Here is a 16,065-nt window from a genome sequence, read left to right as displayed (position 1 = left end):
TTTCTTTGTCAACTTACTTGACACTTGTGTTATCGAAAGTATAATCAATAGGTGAAGAGAGGGATGCGTTGTGAAGAATAATACGGTTAAGCAACTCCTAGAAAGTGACGACTTATTAGTAGGCATCAGCGAATTAAGTAAAGTCACGGGTGTTTCCCCACGTCAAATTCGCTATTGGGAACAAAAGGGCTACATAAAATCAACAGGTGAGAAGAGTGGTAATCGAAAGTTCAAATTACCAATGGTTATCAAAGTTGAAATCATTAAACACTTTTTAGATGAAGGGTACACATTGACAACAGCAGTGGAAAAGGCACGAGAACGGCAAGAAAATATTCATCAAGCTAAAATACTAATACGTGAAGTATTTAAGGGAATTCAACAAGTAGATGATCGGTATACGGTCATTTATTTAGATGATTTTACGAATAAGGAAGGATTTTATTTGATTCGTGATAATGTAACAAATCAGGCTACTTATCAAATTATTGAAAAAGAGAGTGAAATCACAGGTGAATTACTTAAAGAGTGGTTTGAATATTCCAAAAAATAAAGGTTAGATGAGGATTTTGGCAGAAGATGTTGACTTCACTCGTTCATTCTGTTAGTTTTTTTATTAAAAATAATTCTGGGGAGTGGTAACGAACAATGTCTAATTGGGAAACGAAGTTTGCAAAAAAAGGTCTGACATTTGATGATGTTTTGTTGATTCCGGCTGAGAGCCATGTATTACCAAATGAAGTGGATATGAGTGTACAATTGGCGAAAAATATCAAATTGAACATTCCGTTGATGAGTGCAAGTATGGATACTGTGACAGATAGTAAAATGGCGATTGCTATGGCCCGACAAGGCGGACTTGGTGTCATCCATAAAAATATGAGTGTTGCTGCCCAAGCAGATGAGGTTCGGAAAGTAAAGCGTTCAGAAAGCGGAGTAATCATAGATCCGTTTTTCTTAACACCAGAGCACAAAGTACAGGATGCAGAAGATTTAATGAGTCGTTACCGTATTAGTGGTGTGCCGATCGTAGAAACTTTGGAAAATCGTAAATTAGTTGGTATTATTACAAATCGAGATATGCGATTTGTGACTGATTATGGTATCCCAATCCATGAAGTTATGACAAAAGATGGTTTAGTTACTGCTCCGGTGGGCACTAAATTACAAGATGCAGAAAAGACCCTACAAAAACACAAAATTGAAAAGTTACCAATCGTTGATGCCGATGGACGTTTAAGTGGCTTAATCACAATCAAAGACATCGAAAAAGTTATTGAATTTCCCAATGCAGCCAAAGATGAGCATGGTCGTTTATTAGTTGCAGCAGCTGTTGGGGTTACTAGTGATACCTTTGAACGAGCAGAAGCATTACTAAAAGCCGGAGCAGATGCGATTGTAATTGATACGGCTCATGGGCATAGCGCCGGTGTTTTACGTAAGATTCGTGAAATTCGTGAAACCTTTAAAGAAGCCACTTTGATTGCTGGTAATATTGCAACTGCCGAAGGAGCAAAAGCGTTATATGACGCTGGTGTGGACGTTGTTAAAGTCGGTATCGGACCTGGATCAATCTGTACAACGCGGGTTGTTGCTGGGGTTGGTGTTCCACAACTAACCGCTATTTATGATGCAGCTTCTGTTGCTCGTCAATATGGTAAGGCAATCATTGCAGATGGGGGAATTAAATACTCAGGAGACATCGTAAAAGCTCTAGCAGCAGGCGGACATGCAGTTATGTTAGGATCGATGCTGGCTGGAACAGATGAATCTCCAGGAGAATTTGAAATCTATCAAGGTCGTCGTTTTAAAACTTATCGAGGTATGGGTTCACTAGGCGCAATGGAAAAAGGTTCAAGTGATCGTTATTTCCAAAGTGGTGTCAATGAAGCGAATAAATTAGTTCCTGAGGGAATTGAGGGTCGAGTTGCTTATAAAGGGACAGCAGCGGACATCATTTTCCAAATGATTGGTGGATTGAAAGCTGGGATGGGATATGTTGGTGCTGGCAACTTAGAGCACTTACGTGAAAATGCGCAGTTTGTCCAGATGAGTGGGAATGGTTTAAAAGAATCACATCCTCATGATGTTCAAATTACAAAAGAAGCACCAAATTATTCAGTTGAACAATAAAATCTATTTGAAAAATTACTGATACAAAAAACAGCGACTTCGCATTGCGAAGTCGCTGTTTTTTAATGACAGTGAACTATTTGTTTTCTTTTTTGATAACTTTTACATTACCCATGTATGGTACTAATACATCTGGAATTGTAACTGTGCCATCTTCATTTTGATAATTTTCTAAAATGGCAGTTACCGTACGTCCAACAGCTAAACCAGAGCCATTTAAGGTATGGGCATACTGTACTTTTCCATCTTCATCACGATAACGAATCATTGCACGACGAGCTTGGAAATCCTCACAGTTTGAACATGAACTAATCTCGCGATACGTATTTTGAGCAGGAACCCAAACTTCGATATCGTAAGTTTTTGCCGCTGAAAAGCCCATGTCGCCAGTACATAAAGTAATTACGCGGTAAGGTAAGTTTAGTTTTTGCAAAATGATTTCTGCATTTTGAGTCATTTTTTCTAATTCGTCGTAAGAGTTCTCTTTGTCGCTGAATTTAACCATTTCCACCTTATGGAATTGATGCAAACGAATTAATCCCCGTGTATCACGACCTGCACTACCGGCTTCAGAACGGAAAGAAGGTGACAAGGCAGTGAAATATATCGGCAACTCTTTGCCATCTAATATTTCGTCAGCATAGTAGTTTGTTAACGGAACTTCTGCAGTAGGAATCAATGTCAAATCACGATCTTCAACTTGGAATACATCTTCTTTAAACTTAGGAAATTGTCCTGTTCCGAACATTGCTTTACTATTCACCAAGTAAGGAGTAATCATTTCAGTATACCCTTGTTCATAGACATGTTCATCTAACATAAAGTTATATACAGCGCGCTCCAAACGTGCAGCTAAACCTTTGTAATAAACAAAACGGCTACCAGCAACTTTTGCCCCGCGCTCAAAATCTAATATGTCTAAATTTTCAGCAATATCCCAATGATTTTTTGGTTCAAAAGAAAATTGACGTGGTTTACTCCAGCGACGTACTTCAACGTTATCATCTTCATCTTCACCAATAGGTACTGAATCATGAGGCAAGTTTGGTAAAGTTGTTGCGATCTCAGTTAATTGTGCATCGATCTCAGCCACTTGTGCATCGAAATCCTTAATGCGTGTGCCGACTTCCTTCATTTCAGCAATTTTATCAGTGGCATCATTTTTTTCACGTTTAAGTTTTGCAATTTCGCTTGAAACATCATTCCGGTATTTTTTTAGTTCTTCTGTTTTTACTAACAATTGTCGGCGCTGTTCGTCTAAATCTAGGAAACGCTTTAATACATCCTCTTTAACGCCACGAGTTGCCAATTTTTCACTTACTTCTGTAAAGTTATTACGAATCATTTTTACATCTAGCATTGATTTTTCCTCCTTTAAAAAAATAAAAAAACACCTTTTCATCCCAATTACAGGGACGAAAAGGTGTTGAATTTCGCGGTACCACCCAAATTCAGCATATGCTGCACTTGATTGACGGTTATCGACGTCACCCGGTTTTTCTTTCAAAAAACGCAGATTGCGAAACTGGATTTCCAAAAGCTGCTTTGTTGATTTTCACCAGCCATCAACTCTCTAAAAAAACAAACTTATGTACTTGGTTTCCTGCATATCTATCTTATTGAGAATAGTATAAGCAATCAAAAATTTAAAGTCAATGATTATCCGATATCGTCTTTATTTGGTTTTTATAAAGTGGTAAGTGAATAATGAACGACGTCCACTCTTCATTTGATTGTGCATAGATATAGCCACCGTGGAGATTAACAATATTTTGTGCTATAGCCAAACCTAACCCCGTCCCACTTATTTCTTGCGAGCGGGAACCGTCTACACGATAAAATCGATCAAATAATTGATCAAGAGATTCTCTAGGTATCGGAGATCCATTATTTTTTACGGTAACTACAACTTCATTTTTTTCTTTTTTGATCTCAATAATTATTTTGTCAGCTTCAGTGCCATATTTCAATGCATTAGTGATTAAGTTATTAAACACACGGACGAGTTTCTCTGTGTCACCGTCCATTACCAATTGATTTTCTTTTGTATCGACTTGTATTTGAATATTCTTTTTCTTGGCTTCTAACTCAAAATCTGCTGCCAATTGTTCTAATAACTGTACCATATCAAAAGAAACATTGTTGACAGGAACAGAAGGTTGTCGAACTTTTGAGTATTCAAATAAATCTTCTACTAAAGATTTCATTTGTTTAGCCTTCTTATAAGCGATACTCGTATACTTCAAAATTTCATCTGTACTTTGATATTGGCCATCTTCGATCAAACCAAGGTAGCCAATGATTGAAGTTAGTGGCGTTCTTATATCATGGCTGACATTCGTGATCAATTCATCCTTAGATTTTTCGATCTCTCTCTCGTCTTCAATAGCAGCAACAGTACTGTCAACCAAGCCATTAATACTGTCAACAACTTTACTAAGATCACCGCGTAATTCGAAGGGAATTCGGTAATCGTAGTTTCCATTAGCGATGTAATGCAGCTCGTTAATAATGTGTCGTAGTTGCATTTGTCTATAGCGTCGAATCAAACGCCAAAAAACTACTAATCCATCAACAATGATGAAGAAAGGAATGACAAAATTACGGCCACTCCAGAAAATATCACTATCAAAATTATTAGCAAAAATATCTTTTGAACGATAAATTGCATCGCTCAGATCAGGTGAATTATTAAGCATTTGTGTAAATAGAACCATAATTGCCACATTTAATAGAAGTAACAAAATGACAGTGACAATTCCTTCGGCAATCAATTCGCTCACTTCTTTTGAAGTGAGCGTGACTCTTTTTTTCTTTTCTAATTTATTTTGCATCTATTTTATAACCCACACCCCAAACGGTTTGGATCACTTTTTCGCCATCAGTTGCTTCTTCGATCTTGTCGCGTAGGTGGCTGACATGAACCATGACCGTTTTTGCTGAGACGATACTTTCTTGTTTCCAAACCCGCTCAAAAATTTCATCAGCACTGAAAACACGATTTGGATGGCTGGCTAGTAAATAAAGGATACCAAATTCCAATGCTGTTAATTGAATTTCTTTTCCATCAACTGTTTTTACCTCATGTGAGTCTTTGTTGATGATCAAAGATTGAATTTCAAGAATATCTGGTTGATCCTCTGCAACGTGCATTTTAGTCCGACGTAATAGAGATTTGACACGTGCCATTACTTCCAAAGGATTGAACGGTTTTGTAACATAATCATCGGCACCAGCAACCAATCCTTTAATTTTATCCATATCGGTTGTTTTTGCTGTTAACATTATGATTGGAATTTGCGATTCCTTTCTCAATTCCTTTACTACTTGCATACCGTCCATAACAGGCATCATAATATCCAATAGTAGTAAATCAATATCATTAGTAGTTCGAAGTTTGCTGAGTGCTTCTTTTCCATCATAAGCTTTTACTACTTCATATCCTTCGTTATGCAAATAAATGCTAAGTAGCTCAACAATTTCTTTATCATCATCTGCGACTAATACTTTCATTAAGTGTTCCTCCGTCCGTCTAAAAATAATTACACCCCCATTTTACCAAAGAAATCAAAGGAAGGCGAAAGTCAGCATTATGAGTTAAGGAAAAATCAAAAATAAAATGACGAAAATTCATTTTTAAATAGAGTTGAAAATTTATTTTAAACGGATAAAAAGCGAACAAAAAAATGATATTTATATTTATTCATCGGATTTAAAAAAAGTAAATAAAAAATTCATTTTTTCGTTGACCCAACCCTTTAAAACTGCTATATTATTTTATGTTCTGAAACAGAAAAAAATATTTCGGAACACCTAAATTGCTGTTGACAGATAACTGGTTTTCAGTTATTCTATCAAAGTCGCATAAAGTGATGATGATAACTTGTTCGAAAAAAAACTTAAAAAAGTTGTTGACATTCGCTTGGCAACCTGTTAAGATATAAAAGTTGCTGAAACAAAGCGACAAACAATGTAGACCTTTGAAAACTGAACGAATAAAACAAACCAAATGTGTAGGGCGCTTCTATTATAGAAGCAAACAACATAGCAAGCAATATGCTAGCAAGTCAATTATTACAATTGAGCTTAACAGTCGTAAGGCTGTTTCAAACACTTTTTATGAGAGTTTGATCCTGGCTCAGGACGAACGCTGGCGGCGTGCCTAATACATGCAAGTCGAACGCTTTTTCTTTCACCGGAGCTTGCTCCACCGAAAGAAAAGGAGTGGCGAACGGGTGAGTAACACGTGGGTAACCTGCCCATCAGAAGGGGATAACACTTGGAAACAGGTGCTAATACCGTATAACAATCGAAACCGCATGGTTTCGGTTTGAAAGGCGCTTTTGCGTCACTGATGGATGGACCCGCGGTGCATTAGCTAGTTGGTGAGGTAACGGCTCACCAAGGCAACGATGCATAGCCGACCTGAGAGGGTGATCGGCCACATTGGGACTGAGACACGGCCCAAACTCCTACGGGAGGCAGCAGTAGGGAATCTTCGGCAATGGACGAAAGTCTGACCGAGCAACGCCGCGTGAGTGAAGAAGGTTTTCGGATCGTAAAACTCTGTTGTTAGAGAAGAACAAGGATGAGAGTAAAATGTTCATCCCTTGACGGTATCTAACCAGAAAGCCACGGCTAACTACGTGCCAGCAGCCGCGGTAATACGTAGGTGGCAAGCGTTGTCCGGATTTATTGGGCGTAAAGCGAGCGCAGGCGGTTTCTTAAGTCTGATGTGAAAGCCCCCGGCTCAACCGGGGAGGGTCATTGGAAACTGGGAAACTTGAGTGCAGAAGAGGAGAGTGGAATTCCATGTGTAGCGGTGAAATGCGTAGATATATGGAGGAACACCAGTGGCGAAGGCGGCTCTCTGGTCTGTAACTGACGCTGAGGCTCGAAAGCGTGGGGAGCAAACAGGATTAGATACCCTGGTAGTCCACGCCGTAAACGATGAGTGCTAAGTGTTGGAGGGTTTCCGCCCTTCAGTGCTGCAGCTAACGCATTAAGCACTCCGCCTGGGGAGTACGACCGCAAGGTTGAAACTCAAAGGAATTGACGGGGGCCCGCACAAGCGGTGGAGCATGTGGTTTAATTCGAAGCAACGCGAAGAACCTTACCAGGTCTTGACATCCTTTGACCACTCTAGAGATAGAGCTTCCCCTTCGGGGGCAAAGTGACAGGTGGTGCATGGTTGTCGTCAGCTCGTGTCGTGAGATGTTGGGTTAAGTCCCGCAACGAGCGCAACCCTTATTGTTAGTTGCCATCATTTAGTTGGGCACTCTAGCGAGACTGCCGGTGACAAACCGGAGGAAGGTGGGGATGACGTCAAATCATCATGCCCCTTATGACCTGGGCTACACACGTGCTACAATGGGAAGTACAACGAGTCGCGAAGTCGCGAGGCTAAGCTAATCTCTTAAAGCTTCTCTCAGTTCGGATTGTAGGCTGCAACTCGCCTACATGAAGCCGGAATCGCTAGTAATCGCGGATCAGCACGCCGCGGTGAATACGTTCCCGGGCCTTGTACACACCGCCCGTCACACCACGAGAGTTTGTAACACCCGAAGTCGGTGAGGTAACCTTTTGGAGCCAGCCGCCTAAGGTGGGATAGATGATTGGGGTGAAGTCGTAACAAGGTAGCCGTATCGGAAGGTGCGGCTGGATCACCTCCTTTCTAAGGAATCAGTTCATCTGAGATGAACGTTACGGAAACTACACAGGCTTGCTTTTATTCGTTCAGTTTTGAGAGGTCTACTCTCAAATAAATACTTGGGGCCTTAGCTCAGCTGGGAGAGCGCCTGCTTTGCACGCAGGAGGTCAGCGGTTCGATCCCGCTAGGCTCCATTGATGACGTTGGTCATCAATCGTTCATTGAAAACTGGATACAGAAACAATAATTTAAACAAACCGAGAACACCGCGTTGAATGAGTTTTTTAATAAGTTCAATTGCTTATTTATTACTAAGGAACATGATCGCTCATGGAAATTAGTAAGACCCTTGACGAAAGTCAAGATAAGGTTAAGTGAATAAGGGCGCACGGTGGATGCCTTGGCACTAGGAGCCGATGAAGGACGGGACTAACACCGATATGCTTCGGGGAGCTGTAAGTAAGCTTTGATCCGGAGATTTCCGAATGGGGAAACCCAGCATCTTTTATAGGATGTTACTTTTCAGTGAATACATAGCTGATTAGAGGTAGACGCAGAGAACTGAAACATCTAAGTACCTGCAGGAAGAGAAAGAAAAATCGATTCCCTGAGTAGCGGCGAGCGAAACGGGAAAAGCCCAAACCAAGAGGCTTGCCTCTTGGGGTTGTAGGACTCCGATATGGTAGTCCAGTGAGATAGTCGAAGGACCTGGAAAGGTCTGCTAGAAAGGGTAAAAGCCCCGTAGACAAAATTTGACTGGCACCTAGGAGGATCCTGAGTACGGCGGAACACGAGGAATTCCGTCGGAATCCGGGAGGACCATCTCCCAAGGCTAAATACTCCCTAGTGACCGATAGTGAACCAGTACCGTGAGGGAAAGGTGAAAAGCACCCCGGAAGGGGAGTGAAATAGATCCTGAAACCGTGTGCCTACAACAAGTTAGAGCCCGTTAATGGGTGATAGCGTGCCTTTTGTAGAATGAACCGGCGAGTTACGATTACTTGCGAGGTTAAGTTGAAAAGACGGAGCCGCAGCGAAAGCGAGTCTGAATAGGGCGAATGAGTAAGTGGTCGTAGACCCGAAACCATGTGATCTACCCATGTCCAGGTTGAAGGTGCGGTAAAACGCACTGGAGGACCGAACCCACGTACGTTGAAAAGTGCGGGGATGAGGTGTGGGTAGCGGAGAAATTCCAAACGAACTTGGAGATAGCTGGTTCTCTCCGAAATAGCTTTAGGGCTAGCCTCAGAGTAAGAATGATGGAGGTAGAGCACTGTTTGGACTAGGGGCCCATCTCGGGTTACCGAATTCAGATAAACTCCGAATGCCATCCATTCATCTCTGGGAGTCAGACTGTGAGTGATAAGATCCATAGTCGAAAGGGAAACAGCCCAGACCACCAGCTAAGGTCCCCAAATAACTATTAAGTGGAAAAGGATGTGGGGTTGCACAGACAACTAGGATGTTGGCTTAGAAGCAGCCACCATTTAAAGAGTGCGTAATAGCTCACTAGTCGAGTGACCCTGCGCCGAAAATGTACCGGGGCTAAATAGTTTACCGAAGCTGTGGAACACACCAATGGTGTGTTGGTAGGAGAGCGTTCTAAGGGCGTTGAAGGTAGATCGTGAGGACTGCTGGAGCGCTTAGAAGTGAGAATGCCGGTATGAGTAGCGAAAGACAGGTGAGAATCCTGTCCACCGAATGACTAAGGTTTCCTGGGGAAGGCTCGTCCGCCCAGGGTTAGTCGGGACCTAAGCCGAGGCCGAAAGGCGTAGGCGATGGATAACAGGTTGATATTCCTGTACCCGTTGTTTTTGTTTGAGCAATGGAGGGACGCAGGAGGCTAAGGAATCAGACGATTGGAAATGTCTGTCCAAGCAACAAGTCTTGATGTGAGTCAAATGCTTACGTCTCTAAGGACAAGTTGTGATGGGGAGGGAAATAATAGTACCGAAGTTCCTGATGTCACACTGCCGAGAAAAGCTTCTAGTGAGAAAACAATGGCCCGTACCGCAAACCGACACAGGTAGTCGAGGAGAGAATCCTAAGGTGAGCGAGAGAACTCTCGTTAAGGAACTCGGCAAAATGACCCCGTAACTTCGGGAGAAGGGGTGCTGATCTAACGATCAGCCGCAGTGAATAGGCCCAAGCGACTGTTTATCAAAAACACAGGTCTCTGCAAAATCGAAAGATGACGTATAGGGGCTGACGCCTGCCCGGTGCTGGAAGGTTAAGAGGAGTGCTTAGCGTAAGCGAAGGTACGAATTGAAGCCCCAGTAAACGGCGGCCGTAACTATAACGGTCCTAAGGTAGCGAAATTCCTTGTCGGGTAAGTTCCGACCCGCACGAAAGGCGTAACGATTTGGGCACTGTCTCAACGAGAGACTCGGTGAAATTTTAGTACCTGTGAAGATGCAGGTTACCCGCGACAGGACGGAAAGACCCCATGGAGCTTTACTGCAGTTTGATATTGAGTGTTTGTACCACATGTACAGGATAGGTAGGAGCCGTAGAAGTCGGGACGCTAGTTTCGACAGAGGCGCTGGTGGGATACTACCCTTGTGTTATGACCACTCTAACCCGCACCACTAATCGTGGTGGGAGACAGTGTCAGATGGGCAGTTTGACTGGGGCGGTCGCCTCCTAAAAGGTAACGGAGGCGCCCAAAGGTTCCCTCAGAATGGTTGGAAATCATTCGCAGAGTGTAAAGGCACAAGGGAGCTTGACTGCGAGACCTACAAGTCGAGCAGGGACGAAAGTCGGGCTTAGTGATCCGGTGGTTCCGCATGGAAGGGCCATCGCTCAACGGATAAAAGCTACCCTGGGGATAACAGGCTTATCTCCCCCAAGAGTCCACATCGACGGGGAGGTTTGGCACCTCGATGTCGGCTCGTCGCATCCTGGGGCTGTAGTCGGTCCCAAGGGTTGGGCTGTTCGCCCATTAAAGCGGCACGCGAGCTGGGTTCAGAACGTCGTGAGACAGTTCGGTCCCTATCCGTCGCGGGCGTTGGAAATTTGAGAGGATCTGTCCTTAGTACGAGAGGACCGGGATGGACTTACCGCTGGTGTACCAGTTGTCTCGCCAGAGGCATCGCTGGGTAGCTATGTAGGGAAGGGATAAACGCTGAAAGCATCTAAGTGTGAAGCCCACCTCAAGATGAGATTTCCCATTTCTTTAAGAAAGTAAGATCCCTGAGAGATGATCAGGTAGATAGGTCAGGAGTGGAAGTGCAGTGATGTACGGAGCGGACTGATACTAATCGATCGAGGACTTAACCAATAAAATTGATTCACGGTTGTTTAACTGTTTCTGATCCAGTTTTGAGTGAACGACGTTTACTCAAAAAAACATAGTGTGGTGGCGATAGCGAGAAGGATACACCTGTTCCCATGTCGAACACAGAAGTTAAGCTTCTTAGCGCCGATTGTAGTGAGGGGTTGCCCCTTGTGAGATTAGGACGTCGCCACGCGAACTCATGGAGGTTTAGCTCAGCTGGGAGAGCATCTGCCTTACAAGCAGAGGGTCAGCGGTTCGATCCCGTTAACCTCCATTTGAGCCGTTAGCTCAGTTGGTAGAGCATCTGACTTTTAATCAGAGGGTCACTGGTTCGAGCCCAGTACGGCTCATAAGTATATGCGGGTGTGGCGGAATTGGCAGACGCACTAGATTTAGGATCTAGCGCCTTACGGCGTGGGGGTTCAAGTCCCTTCACCCGCATTTTATTTTTTTGTAGTTGCCGGCTTAGCTCAGTTGGTAGAGCATCTGATTTGTAATCAGAGGGTCGAGGGTTCAAGTCCTTTAGCCGGCATCGTGCGGAAATAGCTCAGTGGTAGAGCACCACCTTGCCAAGGTGGGGGTCGCGGGTTCGAACCCCGTTTTCCGCTTTCCTAAAGACCAGGAAAAAACGCCGGGGTGGCGGAACTGGCAGACGCACAGGACTTAAAATCCTGCGGTGAGTGATCACCGTACCGGTTCGATTCCGGTCCTCGGCATAATATAAACATGCGCCCATAGCTCAACTGGATAGAGTGTTTGACTACGGATCAAAAGGTTAGGGGTTCGACTCCTCTTGGGCGCGTAGTTTTTTTTATTTATCGGGAAGTAGCTCAGCTTGGTAGAGCACTTGGTTTGGGACCAAGGGGTCGCAGGTTCGAATCCTGTCTTCCCGATTAAAAAGAAGGTGAAAACCTTCTTTTTTTTTATCCTTATTTAAAGAAAGGCGTTCTTCTTTATTTCATGCCCTAAATTCGATATAATTATGGTCAGGAATAGTCAATAGGAGGCGATATTATGAGCAGAAATACCTCTGATTTGATCGAATCTTACTTGAAAGATATTTTGGAGAATAGTGAAATTATTGAAATCCGCAGAGCAGAGATGGCACAATTATTTAATTGTGTACCCTCTCAGATAAATTATGTAATCAATACACGTTTTACTTTTCAACGTGGGTATCTAGTTGAAAGTAAAAGGGGCGGCGGCGGTTATATCCGAATTAGTAAAGTTAAGATTTCTGATCAGCATTATTTTTTGGAACAACTGATGGACTCTTTTGGAAGTGAAATTTCTGAAGCAAACGCGTTTGGAATCATTCAGAAATTATTTGAAGAAGAAATTATTACAGAAAATGAAGGTAATTTGATGTTGAGCGCAGTATCGAAGAATGTTCTTGGTATCAGTCAAATTGAAAATAGACTACGGGCAAGAATTCTTCATGGATTTTTGGAACGTTTAAGTTATGAAAAGAAGGAGTGAGGGATATGGATCAGCTGTATACAGAACGCGCAAAGGCCGTGTTGGCAATTGCACAACAAGAAGCTAAATATTTTAAACATCGCTCGGTTGGTTCGGAGCATCTATTGTTGGCTTTAGTGATTGAGCAACAAGGAATTGCAGGGAAAACCTTGCGTCAAATGAATTCAAATGAAAATGATGTTCGTGAAGAAATCGAGCACATGACTGGTTACGGGTCAGTAAAGTCTTATCCTGAAGGTGGCTATCTACCCTATTCTCCTAGAGCAAAACAAATTTTAATTTTTGCTGATGACGAGGCAAAACGCTTCAATGCAAAATTAGTTGGCACTGAACATATTTTATTAGGCTTATTGAGAGACGATGAAATTCTAGCATCTCATATCTTAGTAAATTTAGGATTGAGTTTGCCCAAAATGCGCCAGCTTCTATTGAAAAAGATGGGCGTAAATGAATCTTCAAATGGCAATCAAGGAGCTGGAAGTCGTCGTAAAGCGCCCGCAAAGCCAGCTCAAAGTAACTCGCAGGGAACACCAACTCTAGATGGTTTAGCTCGTGACTTAACAAAATTAGCACGAGAAAAACGGTTAGATCCAGTAGTCGGTCGGGATAGTGAAGTTCGTCGAGTGGTTCAGATTTTGAGCCGACGCACAAAAAATAACCCAGTATTAGTTGGAGAACCTGGAGTTGGTAAAACAGCGATTGTTGAAGGGTTGGCTCAACGGATCATTTCTGGTGATGTACCTGAAGATATGCGTGGCAAACGATTGATGATGCTAGATATGGGTGCCTTAGTGGCAGGCACGAAATATCGGGGTGAATTTGAAGATCGTTTGAAAAAAGTGATTGATGAAATATATCATGACGGACAGATTATTCTATTTATTGATGAATTGCATACTTTGATTGGCGCTGGTGGTGCTGAAGGTGCGATTGACGCTTCAAATATTTTAAAACCAGCATTGGCTCGTGGTGAATTGCAAACTATTGGTGCAACAACTTTAGATGAATACCAGAAATATATTGAAAAAGATTCTGCATTAGAACGTCGTTTTGCTCGAGTTCAAGTAGAAGAACCGACGCCGGAGGAAGCAGAAGAAATTTTGAAGGGATTGCGACCTCGTTACGAGGAGCATCATGGAGTAGAAATTACTGATGACGCATTACACGCTGCGGTATCTCTGTCTGTTCGATATATTAATTCTCGTCAATTACCGGATAAAGCAATTGATTTGATGGACGAGTCTTCTGCGAAAGTTCGTTTAGATTCGACTGATGAAGTGTCTGAGCTTACAGAGTTAGAAGAAGAAATTCAAGATTTAGTGATGGAGAAAGAAAAAGCGATCCAGAATCAAGATTTTGAATCAGCTGCTCGCTTAAGATTACGAGAAAAACAATTATCAGAAATGTTGGAACAAGCAAAAATTAAAGCTGCTAAGCTAGAGAATGGCTATCTTGATCAAGTTACTGATGAGGATGTTGCTGCAGTTGTGTCTCAATGGACAGGTGTCCCGTTACAACAATTAGAGAAAAAAGAAAGTCAACGTTTATTGGATTTAGAAAAAGTTCTGCATAAACGAGTTGTGGGTCAAGAAGAAGCTGTCAAAGCTATTTCCCGGGCAATTCGTCGAGCACGCAGTGGCTTAAAAGATCCTAATCGTCCAATAGGCTCCTTTATGTTTTTGGGACCAACTGGTGTTGGGAAGACCGAATTGGCGAAGGCTTTGGCCGAAGCTATGTTTGGTAGTGAAGAAGCCTTGATTCGAGTGGATATGTCTGAGTACATGGAAAAATACAGTACCAGCCGTTTAATTGGATCACCTCCAGGATATGTCGGATATGAAGAAGGCGGACAATTGACGGAAAAAATTCGTCAAAAACCTTATTCAGTTATTTTGTTAGATGAAGTGGAAAAAGCCCATCCAGATGTTTTCAATATTTTGTTGCAAGTGTTGGATGATGGTCATTTAACAGATTCGAAAGGTCGCAAAGTTGATTTCCGAAATACGATTTTGATTATGACTTCCAATATTGGTGCAACGGAGATTCGTGAAGAGAAAAATGTCGGTTTCAATGTAAAAGATATTAGCAAAGATCATGCGATGATGGAAAAACGAATTTTAGAAGAACTGAAAAAGGCTTTCCGTCCGGAATTTTTGAATCGTATTGATGAAACAGTAGTATTCAAATCATTGGATCAAGAGCAGATTCATGAGATCGTAAAAATTATGAGTCGCGCTGTCTTGGATCGTATGAAGGAACATGAGATCAAAGTAAAAATTACTTCAGCTGCTTATGATGTGATTGGAAAAGTTGGATTTGATCCAGAATATGGTGCACGACCAATTCGTCGGGCTTTGCAAAAGGAAATTGAGGACCGACTTGCCGAAGCTTTACTATCAGGCCAAATTCAATTGGGTGACGCAGTAACAATTGGGGCTAGTAAAGGCAAGATTACTTTAACTGTGAAGAATCCGAAAGAAGAAAAAATACCAGAAAAGGTTTAATCCTTCTGAGAACGACGTATAAACGTCGTTCTCTTTTTGTATCATCAGTTGGAAACTTTTGATAGCTGTGATAGTATGAGAAAGTCTAAAAGGAGGAATACCATGATCGAACTAATTGCGACGGCAGAATCAATGGCGCAGGCTGAAGAATTATTAATTGCCGGAGTGGATACATTATACATAGGAGAAGAAGATTTTGGGTTACGATTGCCTCACTCTTTTTCTCGAGAAGAACAAAAAGCTTTGATCGATTTGGCACATGCTAGTGGGAAAAAAGTGAATGTTGCTGTAAATGGTATCATGCATCCTGACAAGATGAAGAAAATACCAGAATACTTAGCTTTTTTGTCAGAGGTTAAACCAGATCACGTAGTTGTTGGTGATACAGGGGTCATTTATCTATTACAGCAATATGATTTACCCTATATTTATGATGCGGAAACATTAGTAACCAATGCACGCCAAATTAATTTTTGGCAGAAAAAAGGGGCAGTTGGTGCAATTTTGGCTCGTGAAGTTCCTTTTGAAGAGATGCAGCATTTAAGTCAACATGTCGATGTTCCAGTAGAGGTGTTAGTTTATGGGGCTACTTGTATTCATCAATCAAAACGTCCGTTATTAGATAATTATTTCAATTATACAAATCAAACGGAAAGTACATCTAAAGAACGAGGGTTGTTCATTTCAGAACCGAAAAAGGCTGAGACACATTATTCGATTTACGAAGATCAGCATGGCACACATATTTTTGCTGACAATGATTTAAATCTGATCAAAGAATTGCCGGAGCTTAATCAGGCGGGATATCAAACGTGGAAATTAGACGGTTTATTCACGCCGGGAGCAAATTTCGTGGAAATTGCTAAAATTTTTGCGGAGGCTAAAACAGACATAGAAACGAATTCTTGGAATGATGCGTTGATGCTTAACGCCCAACAAGAAATTCAAAAATATCATCCTGTGGGTCGAGGAATGGATACAGGATTTTATCATTTAGACCCAGCAGCGATCAAATAGGGGTA

Annotated in this window: 8 protein-coding genes, 9 tRNA genes, 3 rRNA genes and 1 other annotated feature; of the genes, 17 read left to right on the top strand and 3 right to left on the bottom strand. The window is 42.1% G+C overall.

What is annotated here, in order from left to right; genetic code table 11:
* Nucleotides 1-70: 70 nt before the first annotated feature.
* Both IGI44_RS16285 and guaB read left to right on the top strand, forming a co-directional pair.
* Nucleotides 71-553, top strand: coding sequence for a MerR family transcriptional regulator (locus IGI44_RS16285; protein ID WP_438788852.1), 483 nt, complete (start codon nt 71-73; stop codon nt 551-553).
* Between the two features lie 95 nt (nt 554-648).
* Nucleotides 649-2,133 (top strand): IMP dehydrogenase, encoded by a 1,485-nt coding sequence (guaB, locus tag IGI44_RS16280; protein WP_438788851.1) that lies wholly within the window; start codon nt 649-651, stop codon nt 2,131-2,133.
* A 76-nt stretch (nt 2,134-2,209) separates the two neighbouring features.
* Here the strand turns inward: guaB and serS are convergent, their stop codons facing one another.
* The 3 genes from serS to IGI44_RS16265 all read right to left on the bottom strand — a co-directional run bounded on the left by serS (nt 2,210) and on the right by IGI44_RS16265 (nt 5,646).
* Nucleotides 2,210-3,493 carry a serine--tRNA ligase gene (gene serS / locus IGI44_RS16275; RefSeq protein WP_438788850.1) on the bottom strand — a complete coding sequence of 428 codons (1,284 nt, stop codon included), beginning with the start codon at nt 3,491-3,493 and terminating at the stop codon, nt 2,210-2,212.
* A gap of 48 nt (nt 3,494-3,541) precedes the next feature.
* Nucleotides 3,542-3,751 (bottom strand) — a binding site (T-box leader).
* Between the two features lie 34 nt (nt 3,752-3,785).
* Nucleotides 3,786-4,967 (bottom strand): sensor histidine kinase, encoded by a 1,182-nt coding sequence (locus IGI44_RS16270; RefSeq protein WP_438788848.1) that lies wholly within the window; start codon nt 4,965-4,967, stop codon nt 3,786-3,788.
* A complete protein-coding gene (locus IGI44_RS16265; RefSeq protein ID WP_010742532.1) occupies nt 4,957-5,646 on the bottom strand; it encodes a response regulator transcription factor in 690 nt (229 codons plus the stop codon). The genes IGI44_RS16270 and IGI44_RS16265 overlap by 11 nt, the downstream gene beginning before the upstream one ends.
* Before the next feature lie 602 nt (nt 5,647-6,248).
* Here IGI44_RS16265 and IGI44_RS16260 point away from each other — a divergent pair.
* The 15 genes from IGI44_RS16260 (at nt 6,249) to IGI44_RS16190 (ending at nt 16,060) form a co-directional block, all read left to right on the top strand.
* Nucleotides 6,249-7,807, top strand: a 16S ribosomal RNA gene (locus IGI44_RS16260).
* 97 nt (nt 7,808-7,904) lie between these two features.
* Nucleotides 7,905-7,977, top strand: a tRNA-Ala gene (locus tag IGI44_RS16255).
* A gap of 174 nt (nt 7,978-8,151) precedes the next feature.
* Nucleotides 8,152-11,063: ribosomal RNA gene (locus IGI44_RS16250) — 23S ribosomal RNA — on the top strand.
* Between the two features lie 74 nt (nt 11,064-11,137).
* Nucleotides 11,138-11,253, top strand: a 5S ribosomal RNA gene (gene rrf / locus IGI44_RS16245).
* The 16S, 23S and 5S rRNA genes sit together here with 9 tRNA genes alongside, the layout of an rRNA operon.
* Nucleotides 11,254-11,261: 8 nt before the next feature.
* Nucleotides 11,262-11,334 (top strand) — tRNA-Val (locus IGI44_RS16240).
* Between the two features lie 3 nt (nt 11,335-11,337).
* Nucleotides 11,338-11,410, top strand: a tRNA-Lys gene (locus IGI44_RS16235).
* Nucleotides 11,411-11,419: 9 nt separating this feature from the next.
* Nucleotides 11,420-11,501 (top strand) — tRNA-Leu (locus IGI44_RS16230).
* Nucleotides 11,502-11,519: 18 nt separating this feature from the next.
* Nucleotides 11,520-11,592 (top strand) — tRNA-Thr (locus IGI44_RS16225).
* A 4-nt stretch (nt 11,593-11,596) separates the two neighbouring features.
* Nucleotides 11,597-11,668: transfer RNA gene (locus IGI44_RS16220), tRNA-Gly, on the top strand.
* Nucleotides 11,669-11,690: 22 nt separating this feature from the next.
* A tRNA-Leu gene (locus tag IGI44_RS16215) sits at nt 11,691-11,776 on the top strand.
* 12 nt (nt 11,777-11,788) lie between these two features.
* Nucleotides 11,789-11,862 (top strand) — tRNA-Arg (locus tag IGI44_RS16210).
* A 17-nt stretch (nt 11,863-11,879) separates the two neighbouring features.
* Nucleotides 11,880-11,953, top strand: a tRNA-Pro gene (locus IGI44_RS16205).
* A gap of 118 nt (nt 11,954-12,071) precedes the next feature.
* Nucleotides 12,072-12,539 (top strand): CtsR family transcriptional regulator, encoded by a 468-nt coding sequence (locus IGI44_RS16200; RefSeq protein WP_269208789.1) that lies wholly within the window; start codon nt 12,072-12,074, stop codon nt 12,537-12,539.
* A 5-nt stretch (nt 12,540-12,544) separates the two neighbouring features.
* Entirely contained in the window at nt 12,545-15,043 is a 2,499-nt protein-coding gene (locus tag IGI44_RS16195; RefSeq protein WP_438788847.1) for an ATP-dependent Clp protease ATP-binding subunit, read from the top strand.
* A 102-nt stretch (nt 15,044-15,145) separates the two neighbouring features.
* Entirely contained in the window at nt 15,146-16,060 is a 915-nt protein-coding gene (locus IGI44_RS16190; protein ID WP_438788846.1) for a peptidase U32 family protein, read from the top strand.
* Nucleotides 16,061-16,065: the final 5 nt, after the last annotated feature.

Source organism: Enterococcus sp. DIV0756 (assembly GCF_051710745.1).
In the GTDB taxonomy this organism is placed as follows: Bacteria; Bacillota; Bacilli; order Lactobacillales; family Enterococcaceae; genus Enterococcus_A.
This window is presented reverse-complemented; position numbering and strand designations above follow the sequence as displayed.

Coding starts and splice junctions, on each gene's coding strand:
- IGI44_RS16270 (WP_438788848.1), bottom strand. CDS start 4,967: ATGCAAAATAAATTAGAAAAGAAAAAAAGAGTCACGCTCACTTCAAAA.
- serS (WP_438788850.1), bottom strand. CDS start 3,493: ATGCTAGATGTAAAAATGATTCGTAATAACTTTACAGAAGTAAGTGAA.
- IGI44_RS16195 (WP_438788847.1), top strand. CDS start 12,545: ATGGATCAGCTGTATACAGAACGCGCAAAGGCCGTGTTGGCAATTGCA.
- IGI44_RS16265 (WP_010742532.1), bottom strand. CDS start 5,646: ATGAAAGTATTAGTCGCAGATGATGATAAAGAAATTGTTGAGCTACTT.
- guaB (WP_438788851.1), top strand. CDS start 649: ATGTCTAATTGGGAAACGAAGTTTGCAAAAAAAGGTCTGACATTTGAT.
- IGI44_RS16190 (WP_438788846.1), top strand. CDS start 15,146: ATGATCGAACTAATTGCGACGGCAGAATCAATGGCGCAGGCTGAAGAA.